22 protein-coding genes are annotated in these 25,012 nt (G+C 64.4%); 13 read left to right on the top strand and 9 right to left on the bottom strand.

What is annotated here, in order from left to right:
• Positions 1-24 precede the first annotated feature (24 nt).
• Entirely contained in the window at positions 25-207 is a 183-nt protein-coding gene (locus tag LY284_RS38955; RefSeq protein WP_041730228.1) for a rubredoxin, read from the bottom strand.
• Positions 208-452: 245 nt separating this feature from the next.
• On the opposite strand from LY284_RS38955, the gene LY284_RS08520 reads away from it, so the two are divergent.
• The 6 genes from LY284_RS08520 to LY284_RS08495 all read left to right on the top strand — a co-directional run bounded on the left by LY284_RS08520 (position 453) and on the right by LY284_RS08495 (position 8,860).
• The gene (locus LY284_RS08520; protein WP_014190845.1) at positions 453-860 is read left to right on the top strand and encodes a DUF4399 domain-containing protein; all 408 of its coding nucleotides are present in this window, start codon (positions 453-455) and stop codon (positions 858-860) included.
• A gap of 151 nt (positions 861-1,011) precedes the next feature.
• On the top strand, positions 1,012-2,946 hold the full coding sequence (locus LY284_RS08515; protein WP_014190846.1) for an ATP-binding cassette domain-containing protein: 1,935 nt from the start codon (positions 1,012-1,014) through the stop codon (positions 2,944-2,946).
• Between the two features lie 317 nt (positions 2,947-3,263).
• A complete protein-coding gene (locus tag LY284_RS08510) occupies positions 3,264-5,243 on the top strand; it encodes a DNA topoisomerase IV subunit B (protein ID WP_014190847.1) in 1,980 nt (659 codons plus the stop codon).
• 34 nt (positions 5,244-5,277) lie between these two features.
• A complete protein-coding gene (gene parC / locus LY284_RS08505; protein ID WP_014190848.1) occupies positions 5,278-7,596 on the top strand; it encodes a DNA topoisomerase IV subunit A in 2,319 nt (772 codons plus the stop codon).
• Between the two features lie 167 nt (positions 7,597-7,763).
• Positions 7,764-8,087 (top strand): helix-turn-helix domain-containing protein, encoded by a 324-nt coding sequence (locus LY284_RS08500; protein WP_045450411.1) that lies wholly within the window; start codon positions 7,764-7,766, stop codon positions 8,085-8,087.
• A 314-nt stretch (positions 8,088-8,401) separates the two neighbouring features.
• Entirely contained in the window at positions 8,402-8,860 is a 459-nt protein-coding gene (locus LY284_RS08495; RefSeq protein WP_014190850.1) for a CopD family protein, read from the top strand.
• A 9-nt stretch (positions 8,861-8,869) separates the two neighbouring features.
• On the opposite strand, the gene LY284_RS08490 is transcribed toward LY284_RS08495, so the two are convergent.
• The 6 genes from LY284_RS08490 to LY284_RS08465 all read right to left on the bottom strand — a co-directional run bounded on the left by LY284_RS08490 (position 8,870) and on the right by LY284_RS08465 (position 16,236).
• Entirely contained in the window at positions 8,870-11,290 is a 2,421-nt protein-coding gene (locus tag LY284_RS08490) for an EAL domain-containing protein (protein ID WP_041730231.1), read from the bottom strand.
• A gap of 449 nt (positions 11,291-11,739) precedes the next feature.
• Complete coding sequence (locus LY284_RS08485) at positions 11,740-12,630, bottom strand: PhzF family phenazine biosynthesis protein (protein WP_233385797.1); 891 nt, start codon at positions 12,628-12,630, stop codon at positions 11,740-11,742.
• 80 nt (positions 12,631-12,710) lie between these two features.
• Positions 12,711-13,172 (bottom strand): RidA family protein, encoded by a 462-nt coding sequence (locus LY284_RS08480; RefSeq protein ID WP_014190853.1) that lies wholly within the window; start codon positions 13,170-13,172, stop codon positions 12,711-12,713.
• Positions 13,173-13,197: 25 nt separating this feature from the next.
• Positions 13,198-14,394 carry a PLP-dependent aminotransferase family protein gene (locus LY284_RS08475; protein WP_014190854.1) on the bottom strand — a complete coding sequence of 399 codons (1,197 nt, stop codon included), beginning with the start codon at positions 14,392-14,394 and terminating at the stop codon, positions 13,198-13,200.
• A gap of 86 nt (positions 14,395-14,480) precedes the next feature.
• A complete protein-coding gene (locus LY284_RS08470) occupies positions 14,481-15,410 on the bottom strand; it encodes a DMT family transporter (RefSeq protein ID WP_014190855.1) in 930 nt (309 codons plus the stop codon).
• 40 nt (positions 15,411-15,450) lie between these two features.
• Positions 15,451-16,236, bottom strand: a complete 786-nt coding sequence (locus tag LY284_RS08465) for a VOC family protein (RefSeq protein WP_014190856.1) — start codon at positions 16,234-16,236, stop codon at positions 15,451-15,453.
• Between the two features lie 179 nt (positions 16,237-16,415).
• Here LY284_RS08465 and LY284_RS08460 point away from each other — a divergent pair, with 179 nt between their 5' ends.
• Positions 16,416-17,879 carry a PLP-dependent aminotransferase family protein gene (locus LY284_RS08460; RefSeq protein WP_014190857.1) on the top strand — a complete coding sequence of 488 codons (1,464 nt, stop codon included), beginning with the start codon at positions 16,416-16,418 and terminating at the stop codon, positions 17,877-17,879.
• Here LY284_RS08460 and LY284_RS08455 read toward each other — a convergent pair.
• Positions 17,846-18,463: a Rhs element Vgr protein gene (locus LY284_RS08455; RefSeq protein ID WP_231927707.1), complete on the bottom strand. Its 618-nt coding sequence runs from the start codon at positions 18,461-18,463 to the stop codon at positions 17,846-17,848. The two genes, LY284_RS08460 and LY284_RS08455, sit on opposite strands and share 34 nt — an antisense overlap.
• 127 nt (positions 18,464-18,590) lie before the next feature.
• Between LY284_RS08455 and htpG the strand changes: the two genes are divergently transcribed.
• Positions 18,591-20,495 (top strand): molecular chaperone HtpG, encoded by a 1,905-nt coding sequence (gene htpG, locus LY284_RS08450; RefSeq protein WP_014190859.1) that lies wholly within the window; start codon positions 18,591-18,593, stop codon positions 20,493-20,495.
• Between the two features lie 55 nt (positions 20,496-20,550).
• On the opposite strand, the gene LY284_RS08445 is transcribed toward htpG, so the two are convergent.
• Complete coding sequence (locus LY284_RS08445) at positions 20,551-20,808, bottom strand: hypothetical protein (RefSeq protein WP_014190860.1); 258 nt, start codon at positions 20,806-20,808, stop codon at positions 20,551-20,553.
• A 145-nt stretch (positions 20,809-20,953) separates the two neighbouring features.
• On the opposite strand from LY284_RS08445, the gene LY284_RS08440 reads away from it, so the two are divergent.
• The 5 genes from LY284_RS08440 (at position 20,954) to mctP (ending at position 24,994) form a co-directional block, all read left to right on the top strand.
• Positions 20,954-21,592, top strand: a complete 639-nt coding sequence (locus LY284_RS08440) for a chorismate lyase (RefSeq protein WP_014190861.1) — start codon at positions 20,954-20,956, stop codon at positions 21,590-21,592.
• Positions 21,589-22,071: a DNA-deoxyinosine glycosylase gene (locus LY284_RS08435; protein WP_014190862.1), complete on the top strand. Its 483-nt coding sequence runs from the start codon at positions 21,589-21,591 to the stop codon at positions 22,069-22,071. Before LY284_RS08440 ends, LY284_RS08435 begins: the two co-directional genes overlap by 4 nt.
• Positions 22,068-22,970 carry a spermidine synthase gene (locus tag LY284_RS08430; protein WP_014190863.1) on the top strand — a complete coding sequence of 301 codons (903 nt, stop codon included), beginning with the start codon at positions 22,068-22,070 and terminating at the stop codon, positions 22,968-22,970. The genes LY284_RS08435 and LY284_RS08430 overlap by 4 nt, the downstream gene beginning before the upstream one ends.
• Before the next feature lie 225 nt (positions 22,971-23,195).
• A complete protein-coding gene (locus LY284_RS08425) occupies positions 23,196-23,444 on the top strand; it encodes a DUF3311 domain-containing protein (protein WP_014190864.1) in 249 nt (82 codons plus the stop codon).
• Positions 23,444-24,994 carry a monocarboxylate uptake permease MctP gene (mctP, locus tag LY284_RS08420; RefSeq protein WP_014190865.1) on the top strand — a complete coding sequence of 517 codons (1,551 nt, stop codon included), beginning with the start codon at positions 23,444-23,446 and terminating at the stop codon, positions 24,992-24,994. Before LY284_RS08425 ends, mctP begins: the two co-directional genes overlap by 1 nt.
• Positions 24,995-25,012 lie beyond the last annotated feature (18 nt).

Below are 25,012 nucleotides of genomic sequence, written 5' to 3'. Positions count from 1 at the left end.
CGAACTGAAACGCGGCGGCGTGGATCAGAATTCGACAACGACGAAATCGGCCTTGCCCACGTCGCACAGCGGGCAGCGCCAGTCGGCGGGAATGTCGTCGAAGCGGGTTCCGGCGGCGATGCCTTCGTCCGGCAGGCCTTCTTCCTCGTTGTAGATCCAGCCGCAAATCAGGCAGACCCAGCTTTTGTATTCGATGACTTCGCTCACGACAGACTCTTGATTCGAAAGAAATAAACGGACCGTGTGCGCCAGAGGACAACCCGGCGCGCGGCGAGACGGCATCTTACAGGAATTGGCGCGATCGTTCCCCGAACGGCGCGTCGCGCTGCGCCGTGTCATATTGCGGGCGCAGGATGGTACGGATACGCGCGTCCGAAAGCCCGGTGTATGCTTTTCGGGGATTTCGGCGCCGATTTCGCGCCATCGACCGGTTTCACAACACGGAGAAAACAATGAAGCAAAAGCTCTTGAGTGCGATGCTGTCGGGCGCAATTCTGTTGTCGTTCGCTGGCGCGGCGCACGCGCAGGCGCGCGTCTATTTCGTCGAGCCGAAGGACGGCGCGACCGTCACGAGTCCCGTGCACGTCAAATTCGGCGTCGACGGCATGTCGGTCGCGCCGGCCGGCACGATGACCGAAGGCACGGGGCATCATCATCTGCTGATCGACGAAAAGCCGATTCCGAAAGGCACGGTCATTCCGATGGACGACAAAAACCTGCACTACGGCAAGGGCCAGACCGAAGCCGACGTGAAGCTGCCGCCCGGCGATCACACGCTGACGATGCAGTTCGCCGACGGCGCGCATCGCTCCTATGGGCCGGAAATGAGCCAGACCATCAAGGTGCATGTCAAACAGTAATCGATGACGCGCATGGCGGCCGGGGCGCCGCCATGCCGTCAGGCCTATCCCTTCCGGACGATGCAGTGGCGCGCGCCGCGCCCGGTACAATGGGCGCTTCCAACGGCTGGCATGCGTGTCGCCGGTTCTTCGCCATTCATCTGGTTTTCCCATGTCGCTTTATTCCATCACGGACGCGCAGCTCGCGTTCGGCCACGTCGCATTGCTCGACCACGCCGATTTCTCGCTGGAAGCGGGCGAGCGCGTCGGGCTGATCGGCCGCAACGGCGCCGGCAAGTCGTCGCTCCTGAAGATCGTCGCGGGCCTCGCCGCGCCCGATGACGGCCTCGTCACGCGTCAGAGCGAGCTCACGACCGTCTACGTGCCGCAAGAGCCCGAGTTCGATCTCGACGCCTCCGTGTTCGATGTCGTCGCCTCCGGCCTGACCGACGCGCGCGCGCTGCTCGACGAATACGACGCCGTCGCGCACGCGCTCGCCGACACGCCAGAAGGCGCGCAGCACGACGCGCTGCTCGCGCGCATGAACGCGCTGCAATCGGCGCTCGATCTGCGCGATGCGTGGAACTGGCGCACGCGCGTGGCGACCACGCTCGCGCAGATCGGCCTCGACGGCGACGCCCGCGCGGGCGACCTGTCCGGCGGCATGAAAAAGCGCGTCGCGCTGGCGCGAGCGCTCGTCGTGCAGCCGGACGTACTGCTGCTCGACGAGCCGACCAACCATCTCGACTTCGACGGCATCCGCTGGCTCGAGGAACTGCTCGTCACCTTGCGCAGCGGGCTGCTGTTCATCACGCACGATCGCGCGTTTCTGGATCGCGTGGCCACGCGCATCGTCGAACTGGATCGCGGGCGCTTGCTGTCGTATCCGGGCAATTTCAGCGCGTATCAGACGCGCAAGGCGCAACAGCTCGAAGTGGAACAGGTCGAACAGGCGAAGTTCGACAAGCTGCTCGCGCAAGAGGAAGTGTGGATCCGCAAGGGCGTCGAGGCGCGGCGCACACGCAGCGTCGGGCGCATCGCGCGGCTCGTGGAAATGCGCAATGAACGAGCCGAGCGCCGCAACGTGCAGGGCAACGTGAAGCTCGATGTCGGACAGGGTGAAAAGTCGGGCAAGATCGTCGCGGAGCTGACCGAGGTGACGAAGCGCTTCGGCGAACGCACGATCGTCGACAGCTTCACCGCAACCGTGATGCGCGGCGACAAGATCGGTCTCGTCGGCCCGAACGGCGCGGGCAAGACCACGCTGCTCAAACTCATTCTCGGCGAACTTCAGCCCGATGAAGGGCGCGTTCGCACCGGCACGAATATTCAGGCCGCGTATTTCGATCAGATGCGCGCGCAGCTCGATCTCGACAAGTCGCTCGCCGACACCATCAGCCCCGGCAGCGAATGGGTCGAAGTGAACGGCGTGAAAAAGCACGTCATGAGCTATCTCGGCGACTTCCTGTTCGCGCCGGAGCGTGCGCGCTCGCCGGTGCGCTCGCTCTCGGGCGGCGAGCGCAACCGTCTGCTGCTCGCGCGCCTGTTCGCGCGCCCCGCGAACGTGCTCGTGCTCGACGAACCCACCAACGATCTCGACATTCCGACGCTCGAACTGCTCGAAGAACTGCTCGCGGATTACGACGGCACCGTGTTGCTGGTGAGCCACGACCGCGCGTTCCTCGACAACGTCGTGACCTCGGTGTTCGCGGCGGAAGGCGGCGGCGCATGGCGCGAATATGTCGGCGGCTTCTCCGACTGGCAGATTCAGCGCGAACGTTCGGAGCGCATCGCGGAAGAAGCGGCGCGTCAGACCGCGAAGGAAGCGCCCAAAGACGACGCGCCGAAAGAAAGCGCGGCAGGCCGCAACGCGCAGCGCACCGTGAAGCTCTCCTTCAAGGAGCAGCGCGAGCTGGAGGCGCTGCCGGCGCGCATCGCCGAACTGGAAAACGAGCAGAAGGCGATCGGCGCGCAGCTCGAAGACGGCTCGATCTTCGCGAAGGACGCGAAAGAGGGCGCGCGTCTGTCCGAGCGTCATGCGGCGATCGAAGAGGAATTGCTCGTTGCTCTCGAACGCTGGGAAGAGCTGGAAGCGAAGCGCAAATAAGCCCGCTGGCACGCCGCGCGCGTGTCGGTTTCGTGAATGGGGAGGGTTCTCGCGCGCAGCGCGTTTTTGCCGCCGAGGTGGGCGCGGCGGGCGAAAACCGCTATTCTCCTAGCGCGGCTCGGATCGGCGGGCGGTTTTCCGCCTCGCTCATGAGGCATCCGGCCAGGCACATTCATCAAGCATCCGTCGGCTTCGCCGGGCGTCACGTTGTGGCATTTCCCGCGAGAACGCCCGAGAAGCCGGATCAACGTTCAACTATGTCCACGAAAAAATCCAGCGCAATGGCGGCAGGAACGGAACGAGGCAAACGTCCTGTCATGAACGCCAAGGCAGCCGGCTACAGCGAAGCATCGATCAAGGTGCTCAAGGGCCTGGAGCCGGTCAAGCAGCGGCCCGGCATGTACACGCGCACCGAGAATCCGCTGCACATCATCCAGGAAGTGATCGACAACGCCTCCGACGAAGCGCTCGGCGGCTACGGCAAGCAGATCACCGTTACGCTGCATAACGACAACTCCGTCTCCGTCGATGATGACGGCCGCGGCATTCCGTTCGGCCTGCATCCGGAAGAAGGCGTGCCGGTGGTCGAGATCGTGTTCACGCGGCTGCACGCGGGCGGCAAGTTCGACAAGGCCGCGGGCGGCGCGTACACGTTCTCGGGCGGCCTGCACGGCGTCGGCGTCTCGGTGACGAACGCGCTCGCCACGCGTCTCGAAGTGACCGTCTGGCGCGACAACAAGGTCGCGCAACTCGCGTTTTCCAATGGCGATGTCATCGAGGAACTCAGCACGCGCGCTCCGGAACGCGGCGAGAAGAAAAGCGGCACGCGCGTGCGTGCGTGGCCGAATCCGAAGTATTTCGATTCCGCGAATCTGCCGCTCGGCGAATTGCAGCGCCTTTTGCGTTCGAAAGCCGTGTTGCTGCCGGGCGTCGAAGTGGCGCTCGTCATCGAGAAGACGGGCGAACGTCAGACGTGGAAGTATGAAGACGGCCTGCGCGGCTATCTGCTCGAAGGCATGGGCGGCAGCGAACTGCTGATTCCGCTGTTCGAAGGCGAGCGCTATGCCGAAAGCTCGAAGAACACTGAAGAGACTTTCGCGGAAGGCGAGGGCGCGTCGTGGGTCGTCGCGTGGAGCGAGGAAGGGCCGCTGCTGCGTGAATCGTATGTGAACCTGATTCCGACGCCCGCGGGCGGCACGCACGAATCCGGCCTGCGCGACGGGCTTTTTCAGGCGGTGAAGAACTTCGTCGAGATTCATAACCTGCAGCCCAAGGGCGTGAAGCTGCTCGCGGAAGACGTGTTCGCGCGCGTGTCCTTCGTGCTTTCGGCGAAAGTGCTGGACCCGCAGTTTCAAGGCCAGATCAAGGAACGGCTGAACAGCCGCGACGCGGTGAAGCTCGTGTCGTCGTTCTCACGGCCGGCGCTGGAGTTGTGGCTCAATCAGCATGTCGAGTACGGCAAGAAGCTCGCGGAACTCGTGATCCGTCAGGCGCAGGCGCGCACGCGCGCGGGCCAGAAGATCGAGAAAAAGAAGAGTTCGGGCGTGGCCGTGCTGCCGGGCAAGCTCACCGATTGCGAATCGACGGACATCGCGCGCAACGAACTCTTCCTCGTCGAAGGCGATTCGGCGGGCGGCTCTGCGAAGATGGGCCGCGACAAGGAATTTCAGGCGATTTTGCCCCTGCGCGGCAAGGTGCTGAACACGTGGGAAACCGAGCGCGATCGTCTCTTCGCGAACAACGAAGTGCATGACATTGCGGTCGCGATCGGCGTCGATCCGCATGGCCCGGACGATCAGATCGATCTCTCGAATCTGCGCTACGGCAAGATCTGCATCCTTTCCGATGCGGACGTCGACGGCGCGCACATTCAGGTGCTCTTGCTGACGCTCTTCTTCAAGCACTTCCCGCAACTGATCGAGCGCGGCCATGTGTGCGTCGCGCGGCCGCCGCTCTTTCGCGTCGATGCGCCCGCGCGCGGCAAGAAGCCCGCGCAGAAGCTCTATGCGCTGGACGAAGGCGAGCTCGAAGCGATCCTCGACAAGCTGCGCAAGGACGGCGTGCGCGAAACGGCATGGACCATCAGCCGCTTCAAGGGCCTGGGCGAAATGAGCGCGGAACAGCTTTGGGACACGACGATGAACCCCGACACGCGGCGCCTTTTGCCGGTCGCGCTCGGTGAACTCGGCTTCGACCTCACCGTCTCGCGCATGACGATGCTGATGGGCAAGGGCGAAGCGGCGTCGCGCCGAAGCTGGCTCGAAGAGAAAGGCAACGAAGTCGAAGCGGACATCTGAGCTCGGCTTGAAGCAACGCACAACGGATTAATCGATGGGAATCACAGACGATCTCTTCGCCGAACAGACCGCACCGGACGGCGAACAACTCACCCTCGGCGACTACGCCGAACGCGCGTATCTCGACTACGCGGTGAGCGTGGTGAAGGGCCGCGCGCTGCCCGATGTCAGCGACGGCCAGAAGCCCGTGCAGCGCCGCATCCTCTATGCGATGAGCGAAATGGGTCTCGCCGCCAACGCGAAGCCCGTGAAGTCGGCACGCGTCGTCGGCGACGTGCTCGGCAAGTACCATCCGCACGGCGATCAGTCGGCCTACGACGCGCTCGTGCGTCTCGCGCAGGACTTTTCGATGCGCTATCCGCTCATCGACGGTCAGGGCAACTTCGGCTCGCGCGACGGCGACGGCGCCGCGGCCATGCGCTACACCGAAGCGCGCCTCACGCCGATCGCGCGCCTCCTGCTCGATGAAATCGATCAGGGCACGGTCGATTTCATGCCGAACTACGACGGCTCGTTCGAAGAGCCGAAGCTGTTGCCCGCGCGTCTGCCGTTCCTGCTGCTGAACGGCGCATCGGGCATCGCGGTCGGTCTCGCGACGGAATGTCCGTCGCACAACCTGCGCGAAGTGGCGGCGGCGGCCGTCGCGATGATCCGCGATCCGAAGATCGGTCACGCGGGTCTCATGGAAAAGCTGCCCGGACCGGACTTTCCGGGCGGCGGGCAGATCATCTCGTCGCAGGCGGACATCTCGGCGGCGTACGAAACCGGCCGCGGCTCGCTCAAGGTGCGCGCGCGCTGGAAGATCGAAGAGCTCGCGCGCGGGCAATGGCAACTCGTCATCAACGAATTGCCGCCGAACACGTCGGGTCAGAAGGTGCTCGAAGAAATCGAGGAACTGACCAACCCGAAGATCAAGCTCGGCAAGAAGACGCTCACGCCCGAGCAATTGCAGACCAAGCAGTCGATGCTCGCGCTGCTCGACGCCGTGCGCGACGAGTCCGGCAAGGACGCGCCCGTGCGGCTCGTGTTCGAACCGAAGTCGAGCCGCATCGACCAGACGGAGTTCGTCAACACGCTGCTCGCCCATACGAGCCTGGAATCGAACGCGTCGATCAATCTCGTGATGATCGGCGTGGATGGCCGGCCGCGTCAGAAGGGCATCGTCGAAATTCTGCACGAGTGGGTCGGCTTCAGGTTCGTGACGGTCACGCGGCGCACGCAGCATCGTCTTTCCAAGGTCAACGACCGCATCCATATTCTCGAAGGGCGGATGATCGTCTTTCTGAATATCGATGAAGTCATTCGCATCATTCGTGAAAGCGAGGAGCCGAAGCAGGCGCTGATCGAGCGCTTCAACCTGTCGGACCGGCAGGCGGAAGACATCCTCGAAATTCGCTTGCGTCAGTTGGCGCGGCTCGAAGCGATCAAGATCGAGCAGGAGTTGAAGGATCTGGGCGAAGAAAAGGCGAAGCTCGAAGAACTGCTCAACAGCGACGCCGCGATGAAGCGGCTGCTCATCAAGGAGATCGAGGCCGACGCGAAGCAATTCGGCGACGATCGCCGCACGCTGATCCAGCAAGCGACGCGCGCGACCTTCGAGGCGCGCGTCGTCGACGAGCCGGTGACGGTGGTCGTATCGCAGAAGGGCTGGGTGCGTGCGCTCAAGGGCCACGGGCTCGATCCGGCGGGTTTCACGTTCAAGCAGGGCGACGGCCTTTACGCCGCTTTCCAGGCGCGCACGCCGGATTCGCTCGTCGCGTGGGGCAGCAAGGGGCGCGTGTATTCCGTGCCGGTTTCGGCGCTGCCGGGCGGGCGCGGCGACGGCGTGCCGGTGACGTCGCTGATCGAGCTCGAATCGGGCACGCATCTGCTGCATTACTTTGCGGCGAACGCGGAGCAGCAACTGCTGCTGGCGTCGAGCAACGGCTTTGGCTTCGTCGCGAAGCTCGGCGATCTGATCAGCCGCCAGAAGGCGGGCAAGGCGTTCATGACGATCGACGAAGGCGCAGCGCCGCTCGCGCCGATGCCTGTCGTTCCCGGCGCGACGTATGTGGCGTGCCTGTCGAGCACGGGGCGTCTGCTCGTGTTCGGCATGGACGAGATGAAGACGCTTTCGGGCGGCGGCCGCGGCGTGATTCTGATGGCGCTCGATCCGAAGGAGACCTTGCGTCAGGCGCTCGCGATCGATGCGCGCGGCGTCGTGATGATCGGCACCGGACGCGGCGGGAAAGTGAGGGACGAGAAGCTCGCGGGTTCGCAGATGCAACTGCATTTGAGCAAGCGGGCGAGGAAGGGAAGGGCGCCGGATTCGTCGTTGAAGGTGACGGATCTGCGGCCGGTCTTCGAGGGGTGAGGGTGACGGAGCGCTGCCGGCGCTCCAGTCGCGACACGATGAGCCCGCTTCGTGCGGGCTTTTTTGCGTCCGGGGGGGCGCGACAATCAGACATTAATCATTTCAATGCGCGATGCGAGCGGACAAGCTTTGGGGCGAAGCACGAGCGCACGCCGAAGGAGAAGACAATGATCGAGATTGAAAAGGGTAGCGGCAACGTGTACGGCGATTTGGGACTTGCCGACGCCGAAGAGATGCGCGTGAAGGCGCAACTTGCCGGCAAGATAAGCGAGATCATCAAGGCGCGGCGCTGGACGCAACAGCGGGCCGCGGAAGCGCTCGGAATCAGTCAGCCCAAACTCTCGCAGTTGATGCGCGGTCAATTTCGCGGAGTCAGCGAGGCGAAGATGCTCGAACTGCTCGCGCGCCTCGGCCGAAACGTGCAGATCGTCGTCGGTCCGGCGCGGCGCTCGGCGAAGCCAGGGCGCGTGGAAGTCGTATTCGCGGCCTGACGCCATCCGGATGCATTCGAATCTCGCGGGCTTCCAGCCATGCTCGCGAAGCTACACAGTTCATATCGGCTCGTTTCTCCATGCGTCGAGAAGCCGCCTCACGGACAACGCACCGCGCCGCCCATGCCGACAGAACTTACCTTCACGAAGCAATCTTTAGGTTCACGAATAATCCGATTCTGCCTTTTGCCGTCGCTTGTATCCGGGATAAAGCCGCCAAGTAAATCTGCCGGGCCGGGAACTCCTCACCACGGGCGCATTCCTAGTCTTGTGCCTGACCGTACCCGACAACTCAAAAACACCCGGAATCCCCAATGAACAAAGCCATCGAAGCGGCGCTCTTTCTGCATTTGCTCGGCGTAGCCGTTTGGATAGGCGGCATGGTCTTCGCGCATTTCTGCCTGCGTCCCGCGCTCGGCGATCTCACGCCGCAGCTACGTCTGCCGCTGTGGGAGTCGGTGTTTGCGCGATTCTTCAACTGGGTGGCCGCCTCGGTGCTCGTAATTCTCGTCACCGGCGGCTTTCTGCTCGTGGAGTTCGGCGGCGGTCACGCAGCGTGGCCGCTGCATGCAATGGCCGGGCTCGGCATCGTGATGATGCTGATCTTCGGGCATATCCGCTTCGCGGTGTTTCCGCGCATCCGCCGCGCCGTGCAGGCGCAGAACTGGCCCGACGGCGCGCGAGCGGTCGGCACCGTGCGACGGCTCGTCGTGATCAATCTCGTGCTCGGCGTCGTGACGATCGGCACGGCGGTTCTGTCGCGCGGCTTCTGAACCGCTGAATCAGCCGCCGCGCTCGTCGGAAAGCGCGGTGCTCGATTCGCGTCCCGCATCCTTGCGCGAGCGCGGCGCCTGCCCGCGCGGCCATCCGCATACACCGAAGCGATCGAGCAACGCCTGCACGCCGTCCGCCGGCACGGGCCGCGAGAACAGGAAGCCTTGCGCTTCCACCGGCCCGAGCGCCGCAAGCCAGGCAATCTGCTCCTCGCGCTCGGTGCCTTCCACGACCACGGTCAGACCCAGCGATCGCGCCAGATTGACGATCGCCGAGACCATCACGCAGACGCTGCGGTCCTCCGGAATCGCCTGGATGAAGGAGCGGTCCACCTTGAGCGTATCCACCGAAAAGCGGTTCAGATACGACAGCGACGAATACCCCGTGCCGAAGTCGTCCAGCGCGATGCGCACGCCCAGACGCTTCAGCGCGACGATCTTCTCCTGCACCAGTTCCGGATACTCGACCATCACGGTTTCGGTGATTTCGAGTTCCAGCTTGTCCGGCGGAATGCCGCTCGCCTCGATCGCGCGCGCGACCGTCTCCAGCAAATCGCCGCGCCAGAACTGCACGGCCGAGATGTTCACCGCGAGCGACAGCCCCGCGTAACCGTCGCGCTGCCATTGCGCGAGCTGCAGGCACGCGGTGTGAATCACGAAGTCTCCGACCGCGACGATCAATCCGGTGGACTCCGCGACCGGAATGAACTCATTGGCCGGAATCAGCCCGTGCTGGGGATGATTCCAGCGCACGAGTGCCTCGAAGCCGGTGATGCAGCGGCGCGTCAGGTCGATCTTCGGTTGATAGACGAGGAAAAGCTGCTGCTCGGTGAGCGCCACGCGCAGTTGCTGCTCCCACTTCATCAGATGATCCGCGCGATGCGACAGTTGCGGCGAATAGAACTGATAGCAGTTCCGGCCCGCGTCCTTCGCGCTGTACATCGCGAGATCGGCCTTCTTCAAGAGATCGATTTCGCTTTCGTTCGATACGGAATAGAGCGCAATGCCGATGCTCGCGTGCAGCACGAACGCGCTGCCGCGCACGTCGAACGGCGTGGCGAACATGGTCGAGATATCGTCGGCGAGCGTGACGGCGCGTTGCTCGACTTCGTCGCCCTTCACGACGACGACGAACTCGTCGCCACCGATGCGCGACAGCGTGCCGCTCTGGCCCACGGTCTCCGCAAGCCGCGACGCGGTCATTTGCAGGACGATGTCGCCGGCGTTGTGACCGAGCGTGTCGTTGACGGTCTTGAAGTTGTCGAGGTCGATGAAGAGCAGCGCGAGCCGCCCGATGTTCTCCGGTTGCGCCACGTCCTGACGCAGCGCGCGCAGCGTCGAATAGCGGTTGCGCAAGCCGGTGAGCAGATCGTATTCGACGAGATGCGTCATCTCGCGCTCGCGTCCGAGCAGCTTGCCGATGAGGCCCGTCGCCACCGCGAAGAAGCCGAGCATCGCGAGCGAGATAAAGCTCGCCATCAGCAGATAGACATTGCGCGTGTGGTTGTAGTCGGTCATCTCCTCGCGCTCGGAGAGGCCGACGAGCACGCCGAGCGGATAGCCGTCGATATGCCGGTACGAAACGATGCGCTTCACGTGATCGATCGGATCGACATAGATGCCCGACGCGTGATCGGTCGTCGGATAGACGCCGCTCGCGCTGAATTCGGCGTGCGCGCGTTCGGCCGGGCCGCCGCCTTTCGCGACGGCATGCGTCGCGGCGTTGTCGGAGAGACCGCCGGCCGTGCTGCGCGCGAGCACCGAGCCTGAATCCGAGACGACGGCGATCACGCCTTCATGGCCGATCGACGCAACGTTATAGAAGTCGTTCGTGAAGTAGGTCGGATTCTCCGAGACGACCACGACGCCCGCGAACGAGCCGTCCGCGTGATTGAGCCGCCGCGTGATCTGCAGGGTCCACTGTCCCGACACGCGCCCGCGCACCGGACGGCTGATGTACAGCAGATCGTCGTTCGAATGCGCATGGACCTTGAAGTGCTCGCGGTCCGACAGGTCGATGGGCTTCGGATGCGGGTCCGACGTATTGCCGATGAGCGTGCCGTATTCGTCGATGAGCGAGACCTGCACGAGCGTGTCGCTCTGCACGACGCCTTTCTCGACCGTCGCGACGAGATCGAAGTTGTCGGGCGATTTCTCGTACTCGTACTTCACGAAGCGCGTGATCTGATCGACCTGATGAATCGCCTTGATGGTGTGCTGTTCGAGCGCGGAGGAGAGGATGGCGGCGGAGGCCATCGATTCATGCGTGGTCGCTTCGCGCTCGACCGAAAGCCGCGCGAAGATCACCGCCCACAGCAGCACCAGCACGAAGCTGCCGAGCACGGGAATGGCGAGCAGCGCGCGCCGGCGTCGTGTGGAGGCCGCGCCGCGAAGCGCGTCCGAAAAGACGTGAGTGCGCATGCGCTTCATGACGCGTCCGTGCACGCGCGATCGCGTAGCGCGTGGCGTGCTGCGAACTGCGCGAAGTGGATGAAGCGATGCATGTCGTGAGTCGTTCGGCCGAATCGATTGAATAGAGCGCGTGCGTCGCGCAGCGAAGGGTCGGCACAGAAACTGTCCGGGGCGCGGGTCACGGCCCGAACTCTATCAGCAGGCAGCGCAACGGCGGTTCGGCGAGCCGTGTTGTCCAGCAGCGCGCGACCTCCGTCAGGAGCGAAACGACGAGCGTCTGGTGTGGTTAGAAGCATACGTTTGCGCCGCGGCGCAGACGGTTCACCTCACGACGCAAAACCGTCCGCGGACATGAACCGCAAGCGCCATCCCCGATTGTTCAGATATTAACGAAGCCTCGAAGATTAAGAAAGGGGCGCAGCTTGGGGGTATACGCGCGGCCGTATCGCCGCGCGTAGGTCATTGTTTCAAAGGCAGAAAGTGCCGTCGATCACAGTTACCGAAGCGCCCCCGATCCACGCCTGCGCGCCGCTCGCCTCGTCGTCGTAGGCGATGTTCACGCGGCCTTCGCGCCCCAGCACGGTGCCTTGACGCACGGTAAACGATGCGCCGGGACGCTTGCCTTGCGCGCTCAGCAGCGTGGCGAGCGCCGCGTTGGCGCTGCCCGTCACCGGGTCTTCGATGTTCTCCGCGCCGAGCAGGATCACGCGCAGCTCGAACGTCGCCGGTCCGCCGCGCTCATGCGGCCCGTAGACCGCGATGCCGTGCGTGCCGACTTCCTCGACGAGCGCCTGCAGCGATTCGCGCGCCTGGCCCTGCAGCGTCAGCGCGAGGCACTGCGCGGCGTTCTGCACGCGCACGACGAGCCATGGCGCGCCGTTGTTCACGGCGGCGGGCGGCGCGCTGAAATCGATTACGGCCGAACCGAGCGTGGCGGCGAGCCGGTCGTTCTGCGCGGTGTTCAGCGGCACGATGGTGGCGGGCGGCGCGGCGAACGCCCACTCGCCGTCATCGCGCTCGGCGAGCGTCACGAGACCGACGCCGCATTCCTGCATCAGCCGCCCGGGCGTCTTCGGCGTGTAGCCGCTGTCGATCAACGCGTGCGCGCTGCCGAGCGTCGGATGTCCGGCGAACGGCAGTTCGACCGCCGTCGTGAAAATGCGCACGCGATAGTCGGCGCGCGGATCGGTCGGCGGCAGGAGAAAGACCGTTTCCGAAAGATTGGTCCAGTGCGCGATGGCCTGCATGCGTTCGGTCGAAAGCCCTTCGGCGTCGAAGATCACCGCGAGCGGGTTGCCCTTGAACGGAACCGGCGTGAAGACATCGACCTGCTTGAACTGTACGGTGCGTGAGGACATGATTTTTTTCAGCGTCGTTGAGACATAAAAAAACCCGACGGCCTGAGCGCGTCGGGTTTCGTTCCGAAGCGGAAAGCGCCTTAAGCGACTTCCGCGATCATTTCGATCTCGACACACGCGCCGAGTGGAATCTGCGCGACGCCGAACGCCGAGCGCGCATGCTTGCCGGCATCGCCGAAGACTTCCGCAATTAGCTCCGACGCGCCGTTCGTGACGATGTGCTGCTCGGTGAATTCGAACGTCGAGTTCACGAGGCTCATCAGCTTGACGATGCGCTTCACCTTGTTCAGATCGCCGACGTGCGCATGCAGCGTCGCGATCAGATCGATGGCGACGCTCCTCGCGGCGGCCTTGCCTTCTTCAGTCGTGATGTCGTGGCCGAGCTTGCCGGCGTGCACCTTGCCGTCCTTCTTCGCGATATGGCCGGACAGATACACGGTGTTGCCGCTTTGCGCACTCATCACATAAGCGGCGGCGGGCGCGCCCGCGGCGGGCAGTTCGATGCCGAGTTCCTTCAGCTTGTCGTACACGTTCGATGCCATCGGTTGCTCCTCTAAACGTTGAAAATCAGATGCTCGCGCGAATCAGCGCGCCAAGCTTCGCCACGCCGGCGTCGATCGTTGCGGGCGGCACGGTGACGAACGAGAGGCGCATCGTATGGCGCTCGGGTTCGTTCGCGAAGAACGGGCCGCCCGGCACGAAGGCCACGTTTTGCGCGATCGCCTGCTCCAGCAGCTTCATCGAATCGATATGCTTCGGCAACTTCACCCACACGAACATGCCGCCTTCCGGGCGGTTCCATTCGACTCCGGCGGGCATGTGGCGTTCCAGCGCGTCGAGCATCGCGTGGCATTGATCGCGATAAAGCGCGCGGATGGTCGGCACGTGCCGGTCGAGAAAGCCGTCCTTCACCACTTCGTAGACGATGCGCTGCGTGAGGCTCGGCGTATGCAGATCGGTCGCCTGCTTGGCCTGCACGAGTTTGAAGTGCAACTCCTCGGGCGCGATGATGTAGCCCACGCGCAAACCCGGCGCGAGCACCTTCGAGAACGAGCCGAGATGCACGATGTGGTCGGGCGCCATCGAGAGCAGCGTGGGCAGCGGGGCGCCGGCGTAATCGAGCGCGCCGTACGGATCGTCTTCGATCACCGGGAACGAAGCCTTCTGCGCGAACGCGGCGAGAGCGCGGCGGCGTTCGAGCGGCAGGCGGCGGCCCGTCGGATTCTGGAAGTTCGGCTGCGCGTAGAGCAGGCGCGCGTCGGCGGTGAGCGCGGCATCGAGCGCTTCGGGAATCAGGCCGGATTCGTCGGTGGGCACCTGCGCGTAGTGCGGCTCGAACAGCGAGAACGACTGCAGCGCGCCGAGGTACGTGGGCGTTTCGACGAGCACGCGGCTGCCCGGATCGATGAGCGTCTTGCCGAGCAGATCGAGCGCCTGCTGCGAGCCGGTCGTGATGAGCACCTGCGTCGGGCGGATATGCGCGCCGTTCACCGAGTAGCGCGCCGCGACCCATTCGCGCAGCGGCATATAGCCTTCGGTCGCGCTGTACTGGAGGGCGGCCGCGGCCTGATCGCGCAGGATGTGCTCCGAGGCATGGCGCATTTCCTCGACCGGAAAGGTCGCGGGCGAAGGCAGGCCGCCCGCGAAGGAAATGACTTCCGGCCGTTCCGTGACCTTCAGGATTTCGCGAATCGCCGAACTGGTGAGCTTGCGGGCGCGTTCGGAGAGTTGCCACGGCGTGGCGCGGAGATCGGCTTGATTCATGGAAATGCCTCGGTTGTCTCGGGTGTGTCTCGGGAGTGATTTTTATCGCGGACCGTGCCGCAAACGTCGATTATCGCGCGAGTGCGTCATCTTGCGTGGGTCGTGCGGGCGGCGACCGGCGCGGACGGCGGCGCGGCGCGCACGGCGGCCTTGCGGCCGAGCACGACGGTGACGATCACGGCGGCCGCATACAGCCACGTCGATCCGCTCACGTGTTCGCCGAAGAAAAGCGCGGAAAACGCCATCGTGAAGAAGATCTGCAGCAGTTGCACCTGCCCGACGCGCGCGATGCCGCCCATCGCCAGGCCGGCATACCACGCGAAGAAGCCGATGAACTGCGAAAACAGCGTGACATAGCCGAACGCGAGCCACGTGCGCAGCGCGAGCGGTTCCGGATGCGCCATATGATGCGCCCACGCGAGCCAGCCGACCGGCAGCACCAGAAACGGCGCGGAGACCACGAGCGCCCAGCAGATCACCTGCCAGCCGCCCATCTGACGCGCGAGGCGTGCGCCTTCCGCATAGCCGAGCGCGCCGATGCCGACCGCGACGAGCATCAGCAGGTCGCCGGCCTGCAGGCCGCCGCCGCCCGCCTGCAACGCGAACGCGACGACGATCGCGCTGCCCGCGATCGCGCTCGCCCAGAACGCCTTCGAGGGCCGCTCGTGCGAGAGCCACGCGGCATAGACCGCGACGCACAGCGGCTGCAGGCCGTTCACGACCGCGCCGTGCGAGGCGGGCACGCTTTTCATGGCCCAGGCGGAAAACACCGGAAACGCGATGATGACGCCGAGCGACACCACGGCCAGGCTCTTGACCTGCGGCCACGTCGGCAGCTTTTCGCGACGCCAGAGCAGGAGCGCCGCGGCCGGAACCGCCGCGACGAGCGCGCGCCCGAGGCCGTTCAGGATCGGATGCACCTGCTCGACCACGATGCGGGTCATCGGCAGCGTGAGGCTGAAAATGACGACGCCGATCAGGCCGAGCAGCATGCCTTCGGTTTCGCGGGTCTTCATCGTGTAGCGTCTCCTTGTTTGGACCGGTCGGTCCGATGTGTCAGTCCCGAGTATCGGGTGGTGATGCTGCTTTCGTCGTGCGGCGGCGCTTTGCCGCCTGAGCCGCTTCTTCCTCGCGCCGCTCGGTCGCTTCCGCCGATTCGCCGAGCGTCAGCACGGAGCCGTCCGGCAAATCGAACTCGGCGACGAGCACGGGCGCGCCCGCCGTCGCCTCGACGCGCATCAGATGCGCCGCGCCGAGCCACGCGAGTTGCGCCGCGAGCGTCTGCGCCTCCGGATGAAAACCCGTCAGCGAGCGCAGCGCCACGCCCGATTCCGGCAACGTCGCGCTCGGATGGCGCGGCGTGTCCCACTGAATCAGCGACGGCAGCACGCCGTCGCCCGCGCCTTGCCAGGACGGAAACGCGCCGTCGTCAGGGACGGTGAGGCCCCATGTATTGCCGCCGCGCGACATGGCCGCGACCGGCGCGATGCGATCCGGATACTGCTCGCGCCAGCGCCCGAGCGATTTGGGCCGCTCGACGCGCGCCACCCAGTGCACGAGCTGCGGGCCGTGCGCTTCGAGCCGGTGTTGCAGCGCCGGATCGTCGAGCGCGAAAAGACGCGGCCTCGGCGACTCGGCGGGCGCGGCGGCCGGATCGATCGCGATGACTTCGAGATACGCGCCGTCCCACAAATTCAGCAGGCGGTTGTGCGTGCGCATCGACGGATGCGCACCGCCACCCGCTGTCTCGACGCCGAATTTCACGGCGACGAAGCGCGCGCCTTCTTCCAGCGTGCGTGCGGCGATCACGAGGTGATCGAGTTTGAGTCGATGTTCGGTCATGACGGGCGAAGCGAGCCAAAAAGGGGCCGATAGCATAACGCGTCCCTCGTGCGCGCCGGGAGCCCGAAAGCAAAATGTAGCCGCTATCACCGTAACAGTAACGGTACAATCGGCCCAATACTATTCGGTACAGTTTTTCCTCGGCGCACGCCTGCTTGCGCCGCAGACCGGAGGCTCGCATGTCCGTTCCGCTCGACCAGATTCCCGCCCCGCACGACGCGGCCCAGCTCACGCTCGTCGACCAGTTGGTGCAGTGGGGTCGCCGCCGCATCGACGAGCGCGTGTTCCGTCCCGGCATGCGCATGCCGTCGATCCGCAAGCTCGCGCTCGACAAGGGCGTGTCGCGCTTCACGGTCGTGGAGGCTTACGAGCGGCTCGTCGCGCACGGCTACCTCGATTCGCGGCGCGGCTCCGGCTTCTACGTGCGCGAGCGCAGCGGGCCGACGCTCGTCGCGAAGGGCGAAACGCCGGCGCTCGCGGCGGAGCGCGAGCCGGTGCAGAACACCATCGACGTGGTCTGGCTGCTGCGCAACATGCTGCATACGTCGAGCCCGGAAAAAGGGCCGGGGCTCGGCTATCTGCCGGGACGCTGGCTCGACGGCGAACTGATCACCAACGCGCTGCGCGCGCTGTCGCGCCAGAGCGGTGCGCAGATGCTCGGCTTCGGCACGCCGCAAGGGTTTTTGCCGCTGCGCCAGCAGTTGCAGACGCGGCTCGCGGAACTGGAAATCGGCGCGTCGGCGGCCAGGCAGATCGTGCTCGTGTCGGGCATCACGCAGGCGATCGACCTGATCGCGCGCCTGTACGTCAAGCCGGGCGATGCGGTGATCGTCGGCGATCCGGCGTGGTTCCAGATGTTCGGCCGCTTCGCCTCGCAGGGCGCGCGGCTCATCGGCATGCCGTACACGCAGGACGGCCCCGATCTCGACGCGCTCGAAACGCTGGTCGCGACCTGGCGTCCGAAGATGCTCATCATCAACTCTGTCCTGCAGAACCCGACGGGCACGTCGCTCACGGGCAGCCAGGCGTTTCGCATCCTGCAACTGGCGCAGGAATACGATTTCATCGTCGTCGAGGACGATGTTTACGGCGACCTGTGCCCGCCGGCGTTTCCCGCGACGCGTCTCGCCTCGCTCGATCAACTGAAGCGCGTGATCTTTCTCGGCAGCTTTTCGAAAACGCTCGCGGCGAATCTGCGCGTCGGCTATATCGCGGCGGCGCCCGAGGTGGCGAAGGCTCTGGCCGACCAGAAGATGCTCGTCGGCATGACGAGCCCCGAACTCAACGAACGCGTCGTCTACAAGGTGCTGACGGAAGGGCACTACCGGCGGCATGTCGAGCGCCTGCGCGCGCGGCTCGACGGCGTGCGCGAGAAGACCGCGCGCATGCTGGAGAAGACCGGCCTGCGCCTCTTTGCAACGCCCGGCGCCGGCATGTTCCTGTGGGCGGATGCGGGTGTCGATTCCGATGGCCTCGCGGCAGCGGGACACGAAGCCGGTTTTCTGCTGACGCCAGGCAGTCTTTTTTCGCCGCATCAGTCGCCGACGACGTGGATGCGTTTCAATATCGCCAATTGCGGCGATCCGGCGCTGGCCGAATTCCTCTCGAATTACCTGGATAAGGCCGCGCGACGCAGCGCTTGAGCGCGGCGTCCCGGCAGGTTGTGCCGATCGGCGGGCGCGCGGATGAAATCGGCGAGCACGGATTCATAGCGCGCGAGCGCGTTGTCGACTAGCCGGTAGCGATGCTCGTACAAGCCGCTTTGCCCGTCGCAGAATTTCAGCGCGAAATAGTCCGCGAGCAGATTGCCTTGCGCTTCCATGTTGTAGTCGGACAGACGCTTGCCGTCTCCGAGCGTGTAGGCGTACGGCAAGCCGATGCGCACTGCGCCGCGCAAGCGCACCGGATAGCCGAGCTGGAACTGCCACACGTGCGTCATTTCGTGGATGAACCACATGCGGCCGGCCAAGGCGCAGGCGGAAAAGTCGTCCTGAAAGCAGCCGGGCGGAAAATACAGGTTGCCGTTGGGCGCCATCGCCGTGCGGCGTGGCTGCAGGCCGAACGGCAGATAGGCACAGGCGTGGACCGCGACCTTCGCGTAGTCGATCGCTTCGCCAAACACGAGCCGGGCCATCGCGGTTTCGCCGGGCGTGAGCGGGCGGGCATGGCGTTTTCTGAAGAGCGGCATCGCGGTGCGGGAGGAGAATCGGTCGTTCGCAAGCCACATCTTACGATGGCTCTTGAAAATTGCGGCGCCGCCCTCATATCGGACGAATTCGCGGCGAGGCAAGACAAGAGGGCTGCCCGCCCGATCGACTTCAGGCACCAACGAAATCAACACAGAGGACCCGAGCATGGCGCAAGAAACCATGAGCTTTCAGGCGGAAGTGAAGCAGCTTCTGCACTTGATGATTCACTCGCTGTACAGCAACAAGGAAATTTTCCTGCGTGAGTTGATTTCCAACGCGTCGGACGCCGCCGACAAGCTGCGCTTCGAAGCCATCGAGAACAGCGCGCTGTACGAGAGCGATCCGGATCTGCGCATTCGCGTGTCGTACGACAAGGCCGCGCGCACCGTCACCATCGACGATAACGGCATCGGCATGAGCCGCGACGAGGCCATCTCGCATCTCGGCACCATCGCGCGTTCGGGCACGAAGGAATTCTTCTCGAAGCTCTCGGGCGACCAGCAGAAGGACGCGGCGCTCATCGGGCAGTTTGGCGTGGGCTTCTATTCGGGCTTTATCGTCGCGGACAAGATCACGGTCGAGACGCGCCGCGCTGGCTTGCCGGCGAGCGAGGGCGTGCGCTGGACGAGCGCGGGCGAGGGCGATTTCGAAGTCGAGGACATCGAGCGCGCGCAACGCGGCACCACCATCACGCTGCATCTGCGCGCGGACGAGGACGACCTGCTGTCCACGCACCGGCTCAAGTCGATCATCCAGAAGTATTCGGATCACGTCGCGCTGCCCATCCTGATGAAGAAGGAAGAATGGGACGCCGAAAAGAGCGAGATGGTCACGAAGGACGAGGACGAGACCGTCAATCAGGCGAGCGCGCTGTGGACGCGCCCGAAGAACGACATCACGGACGAGCAGTACAAGCAGTTCTATCAGCACATCTCGCACGACCACGACGACCCGCTCGCCTGGACGCACAATCGCGTCGAAGGCCGCAGCGAGTACACGCAACTGCTGTACGTGCCGAAGCACGCGCCGTTCGATCTGTGGAACCGTGAGCATCGCGGCGGGCTCAAGCTGTACGTGAAGCGCGTGTTCATCATGGACGACGCCGAGCAATTGCTGCCCGCCTATCTGCGCTTCGTGAAGGGCGTGGTCGATTCGGCCGATCTGCCGCTCAACGTGTCGCGCGAAATCCTGCAGGAAAGCCGCGATGTGAAGGCGATTCGCGAAGGCGTGACCAAGCGCGTGCTGTCGATGCTCGAAGACATCGCGACGTCGTCCGCCGAAGCCACGGAAGACGCCGACAAGCAGAAGTATCAGACGTTCTGGAACGAGTTCGGTCAGGTTTTGAAGGAAGGCATCGGCGAGGACTTCAGCAATCGCGAGCGCATCGCGAAGCTGGTGCGCTTCGCATCGACGCAGAACGACAGCGCCGAACAGAACGTGTCGCTCGCCGATTACGTCGCGCGCATGAAGCCCGAGCAGACGAAGCTCTATTACGTCACCGCCGATAGCTGGCAGGCCGCGAAGAACAGCCCGCATCTCGAAGTGTTCCGCAAGAAGGGCGTCGAAGTGCTGCTGCTCACCGACCGCGTCGACGAGTGGATGCTGTCGTTCCTGAACGAGTTCGATGGCAAGCCCTTGCAGAGCGTCGCGCGCGGCGATCTCGATCTCGGCGCGCTCAACGACGAGGAAAAGCAGCAGCAGGAGAAAGTCGGCGAGGAGTTGAAGCCGCTCGTCGAGAAGATGAAGGAAGCGCTCGAAGGCAAGGCGAAGGACGTGCGTCTCACGTTCCGTTTGACGGATTCGCCGAGCTGTCTCGTCGCGGATGAAGGCGACATGAGCGGTTATCTGCAACGCATGCTGAAGGCGGCGGGCCAGAATGCGCCGCAAGCGGAGCCGATTCTCGAAGTGAATCCGGAGCATCCGCTGGTGAAGGCCTTGAACACCGATAGCGCCAACTTCGCGGACTGGTGCCATCTGCTGTTCGATCAGGCGCTGCTTGCCGAAGGCGGCGCGCTGGAAGATCCGGCGAGTTTCGTGAAGCGCACGAACGCGTTGTTGCTGGCGCGTTAAGAAGCTGCGCGCGCTTGAATCAAGACGCGCCGCCGGGAAACCGGCGGCGCGTCTTTCATTTCAGCTTGCGTTCCTTGTTGGACTGCGCAAGAACCGACGCGGCGAGCGTCTTCGTTTCTTCCGAATACTTGTTGCTGTGAAGCACTTCGCTCGCCTTGTGCTCCATCTCGGCGCTCGTTTGCTTGCTGGTGTGCGATTGCGACAAGGCCGAAGCGGCGAGACTTTTCTTGATGGCCGACGCCTTCGGGTCATGCAGCGTTTCCGCCGCGAGATGCGCTACTTTCTGCGATGTCTGTTTCTTGTTCTGCGACATGCGATGTCCTCTCGATAATGTGCCGATGTTCGCGCCTGAAGCGCGGCCGGACCCGGCACACGAACCGGCGGCTCAGTTTCTTTCACGAAGCACGCTGATTCCATACGAATCGTCCTAAGCAAGAGCCGGTCATATAATCCGCAGCATGCTCACGCCCAACGATCCCACCGACGCGCACTGGCGCGTCGTCCCGCTCCCCACGCTTTCCGACGCACAAAAGGACTGGCTCACCCGAGGCGGCTCGCTGACGGCGCACTTGCGCACGCTCGGCGCGGTGACGGTCGAGGTCACGCGCGAGGCCGTCGACATGCCCTGGCGCGACGAAGCGCGCGCCCTGCGCATTACGCCGCGCACGCCCGTGTGGGTGCGCGAAGTCGCATTGAAAGTGGATGGCGTGCCGTTCGTCGTCGCGCACAGCATCGTCGCGCTCGCGCACAGCACGGGCGTGTGGCAGTCGATGCGCCGCCTGCGCACGCGGCCGCTGGCGGAACTGCTCTACAGCGACAGCAGCGTGTCGCGTTCGGCGCTCGCAAGCAGCCGGATTACGGCGCGGCATCCGCTGCACAGGCTGGCGTCGGCGCAGGTCGATGGACGCCATGCGCTCGTCGCGAGACGCTCGGTCTTCAAGCGCCACGGCGCGCCGCTGATGGTCACCGAATGCATGCTCGACGCGCTCTGGACGCGCCTCGCCGCCTCGCATGCGCCGAGCCATCGCGAACATGCGCGCGCTTACGATCACTTAAGCTCGCATGCGAAGCGTGTCGCGCACGGCGAGGCGAAATGAAGCTCGCAGGCTTTCCTCCGGTCGGCGACGAAGCGACGCACACGCTCATCCTCGGCAGCTTTCCCGGCGTCGCGTCGCTCGCGGTCACGCAGTATTACGCGCATCCGCGCAATCAGTTTTGGCGGCTCGTCGGCGCGGCAATCGGCGAAGCGCTGTACGAGCTGAGCTACGACGAACGCCTCGCACGGCTGATGAAACACGGCATCGGCCTGTGGGACGTGCTCGCCGCCTGCGAGCGCGAAGGCAGTCTCGACGCCGCGATCCGCAACGCATCGCCGAACGATTTCGCCGCGTTCCACGTGCGCTTTCCGAAGCTGCGCCGCGTGTGCTTCAACGGCAAGACCTCGGGCAAGTTCGCGCCCGTGCTCGCCGCAGCGGGCTATGACACGCTGGTGCTGCCATCGTCGAGCGCGGCCAATGCTATCCTCTCGTTCGATCAAAAATTGCGCATCTGGCGCGACATCCTCACCACACAATGACCAATCTCATCAAGCGCGCGTCGGCCGAAGCCCGCGCGTTCGGCCGCAAGAAAGACGACAACAAGGCAAAGCGCAAACGCAATGATCGCGATCACGACGATCTCGCGAACGCGCCGCGCATCGACGCGCCGCGCAAGCCGCGCTTCGCGCCTGTGACGTTCTCGGAAGAGGGCGGCGTGCGCTATCTCCACTTCGGCACCGAATGGGTGCAAGGCGCGATGCGCCTGAAAAAGCCCGATCACATCGAGCTCGAATACGCGCAGCAGATGATGGCGTGGCTGCTCTTCATCGAGACGCCCGCGCGCATCGTGCAGCTCGGGCTCGGCGCGGCTGCGCTCACGAAGTTCTGTCATCGCTTTCTGAAGCGCGCGAAGGTGGAAGCCGTCGAGCTGAATCCGGCGGTCGTGATCGCCGCGCGCGCGATGTTCGAGCTGCCCTACGACGACGCGCGCCTCACCGTCACGGAGCGCGACGCGTGGGAGTTCGTCAACGACCGCGCGAATCACGGCACGACCGGCGCGTTGCAGATCGATCTCTACGACGCCACCGCGCGCGGCCCCGTGCTCGACAGCGTGTCGTTCTATCGTGCATGCCGCGCATGTCTCACGCCTGAAGCAGGCGTCGTGACGATCAACCTGTTCGGCGATCATCCGAGCTTCGTGCGCAACATGCGTCACCTGAACGAAGCGTTCGATCGTCGCGTGATCGCGCTGCCCGAAGTGCATGACGGCAATCGCGTCGCGATCGCGTTCGCCGGTCCCGCGCTCGACGTGCCGTTCGCCGCGCTCGATGCACGCGCGAGGCTCATCGAAACGCAACTCGGCCTGCCCGCGCGCAAGTGGGTCAAAGGTCTTGCCGAAAGCGCGGGCGTTGCAACGAGCGGTTCCTTCGCGATCTGATTGACGAAGCACAAGGCCAAGGCCCGCTGCAAGGGTTTTGGCCTATTTACAAAATCCTTTCAAATCAGCGGAATAGTCGGGATTCTCCCTGCTTGACCGTCTTTTAAGGGTCCATATACTCCCTCTGTTATTTCGGGGCGCTTTCAGCGGCGTGTCTACCCGACAACCGGCATCCCGCCGGGCTCGCAATAACCCCAGCGAATCAAAACAAAGAGGAGACCGTTCATGGCCCACGAAGCTGCGACCGGCACCGGACAACCGCGCAATAAGCATTGGCTTTGGCTTCTGATCCTTCCGTGGATCGGTGTGGTATGGGTGCCGTTTTACAACAAGATCGAGCCCGTTCTGTGGGGCTTTCCGTATTTTTACTGGTACCAGCTTCTCTGGGTGCTGATCAGCGCGGTCATCACGGCCGTGGTCTACGTGAAGACCAAGGCGCTGCCCTCCGGCCGTAAGAATGGAGGTGCGGCATGATGAATCTCACCGCAACCATCGTCTTCGTTCTCTTCTTCGTCGGCGTCACGATTCTCGGCTTCGTCGCCGCGCACTGGCGCAAGGGCGATCTCGGCCAGCTCGACGAATGGGGTCTCGGCGGACGCCGCTTCGGTACCATCGTCACGTGGTTCCTGCTCGGCGGCGATCTCTATACCGCCTACACGTTCGTCGCGGTGCCGGCGCTCGTGTTCGGCGCGGGCGCAACGGGTTTCTTCGCGCTGCCGTACACCATCCTCATCTATCCGTTCGCGTTCGTCGTGTTTCCGAAGCTCTGGAGCATCGCGAAGCGTCACGGCTATGTGACCGCCGCCGACTTCGTGCACGCGCGCTACAACAGCCGCATGCTCGCGCTCGCCGTCGCGGTGACGGGCATCGTCGCGACGATGCCGTACATCGCGCTGCAACTGGTGGGCATCGAAGTGGTGATCGGCGCGCTCGGCTTCTCGACGCAAGGCTTCGTCGGCGATCTGCCGCTCATCATCGCGTTCGCGATTCTCGCCGCGTACACGTACACGTCGGGCCTGCGCGCGCCCGCGATGATCGCCGTGGTGAAGGACGTGCTGATCTACATCACCATCATCGCCGCGATGATCGTGATTCCCGCGCAGCTTGGCGGTTTCGGCCACATCTTCAGCACGGTTCCGCCCGAGAAGCTGCTGCTGAAAGCGCCCGACGCGACGAGCCTGAACGGCTACAGCGCCTATGCGACGCTTGCGGTCGGCTCCGCGCTCGCGCTCTTCCTGTACCCGCACTCGGTGACGGCGATTCTGTCGTCGAACTCGGGCAACACGATCCGCCGCAACATGTCGCTCCTGCCGGCGTACTCGCTCGTGCTCGGCCTGCTCGCGCTGCTCGGCTACATGGCGCTGGCGTCGGGCGTGAAGGACATGCCGGAATACGCGTCGTACTTCAAGGCCTATGGCGCGAACTTCGCGGTGCCGGCGCTCTTCCTGCACTACTTCCCGTCGTGGTTCGTGGGCGTGGCGTTCGCGGCGATCGGCATCGGCGCGCTCGTGCCGGCGGCGATCATGTCGATCGCGGCGGCGAATCTGTACACGCGCAACGTGCACCGCGAGTTCGTCAATACGAGGATGACGCCTGAGCAGGAAACCAACGTCGCCAAGCTGGTGTCGCTGATCGTGAAGGTCGGCGCGGTCGTGTTCATTCTCGCGCTTCCGCTGACCTACGCCATTCAGTTGCAACTGCTCGGCGGCATCTGGATCATCCAGACGCTGCCCGCGCTCGTGCTCGGCCTCTATACGCGCGTGCTCGATCATCGCGGCCTGTTGCTCGGCTGGGCGGTCGGCATCGGCGTCGGCACGTGGATGGCCGTCTCGCTGCAACTGAAAGGCTCGATCTATCCGCTGCATCTCTTCGGCTATGTCGTGCCGGGCTACGCGGCCGTGTGGGCGCTGATCGCGAACCTGATCGTTTCGATCGTCGTGAGCGTGCTGGTGCGCGTGCTGGGCCTCAAGCGCTCGGAAGACCGCACGCGTCCGGAAGACTATCTCGACATCGTGGAAGGCTGATCCGTACCGCCGTGGCCG

Origin of the sequence: Caballeronia sp. PC1 (assembly GCF_021353155.1) — a bacterium.
Classification (GTDB): domain Bacteria; phylum Pseudomonadota; class Gammaproteobacteria; order Burkholderiales; family Burkholderiaceae; genus Caballeronia; species Caballeronia cordobensis.
This window is presented reverse-complemented; position numbering and strand designations above follow the sequence as displayed.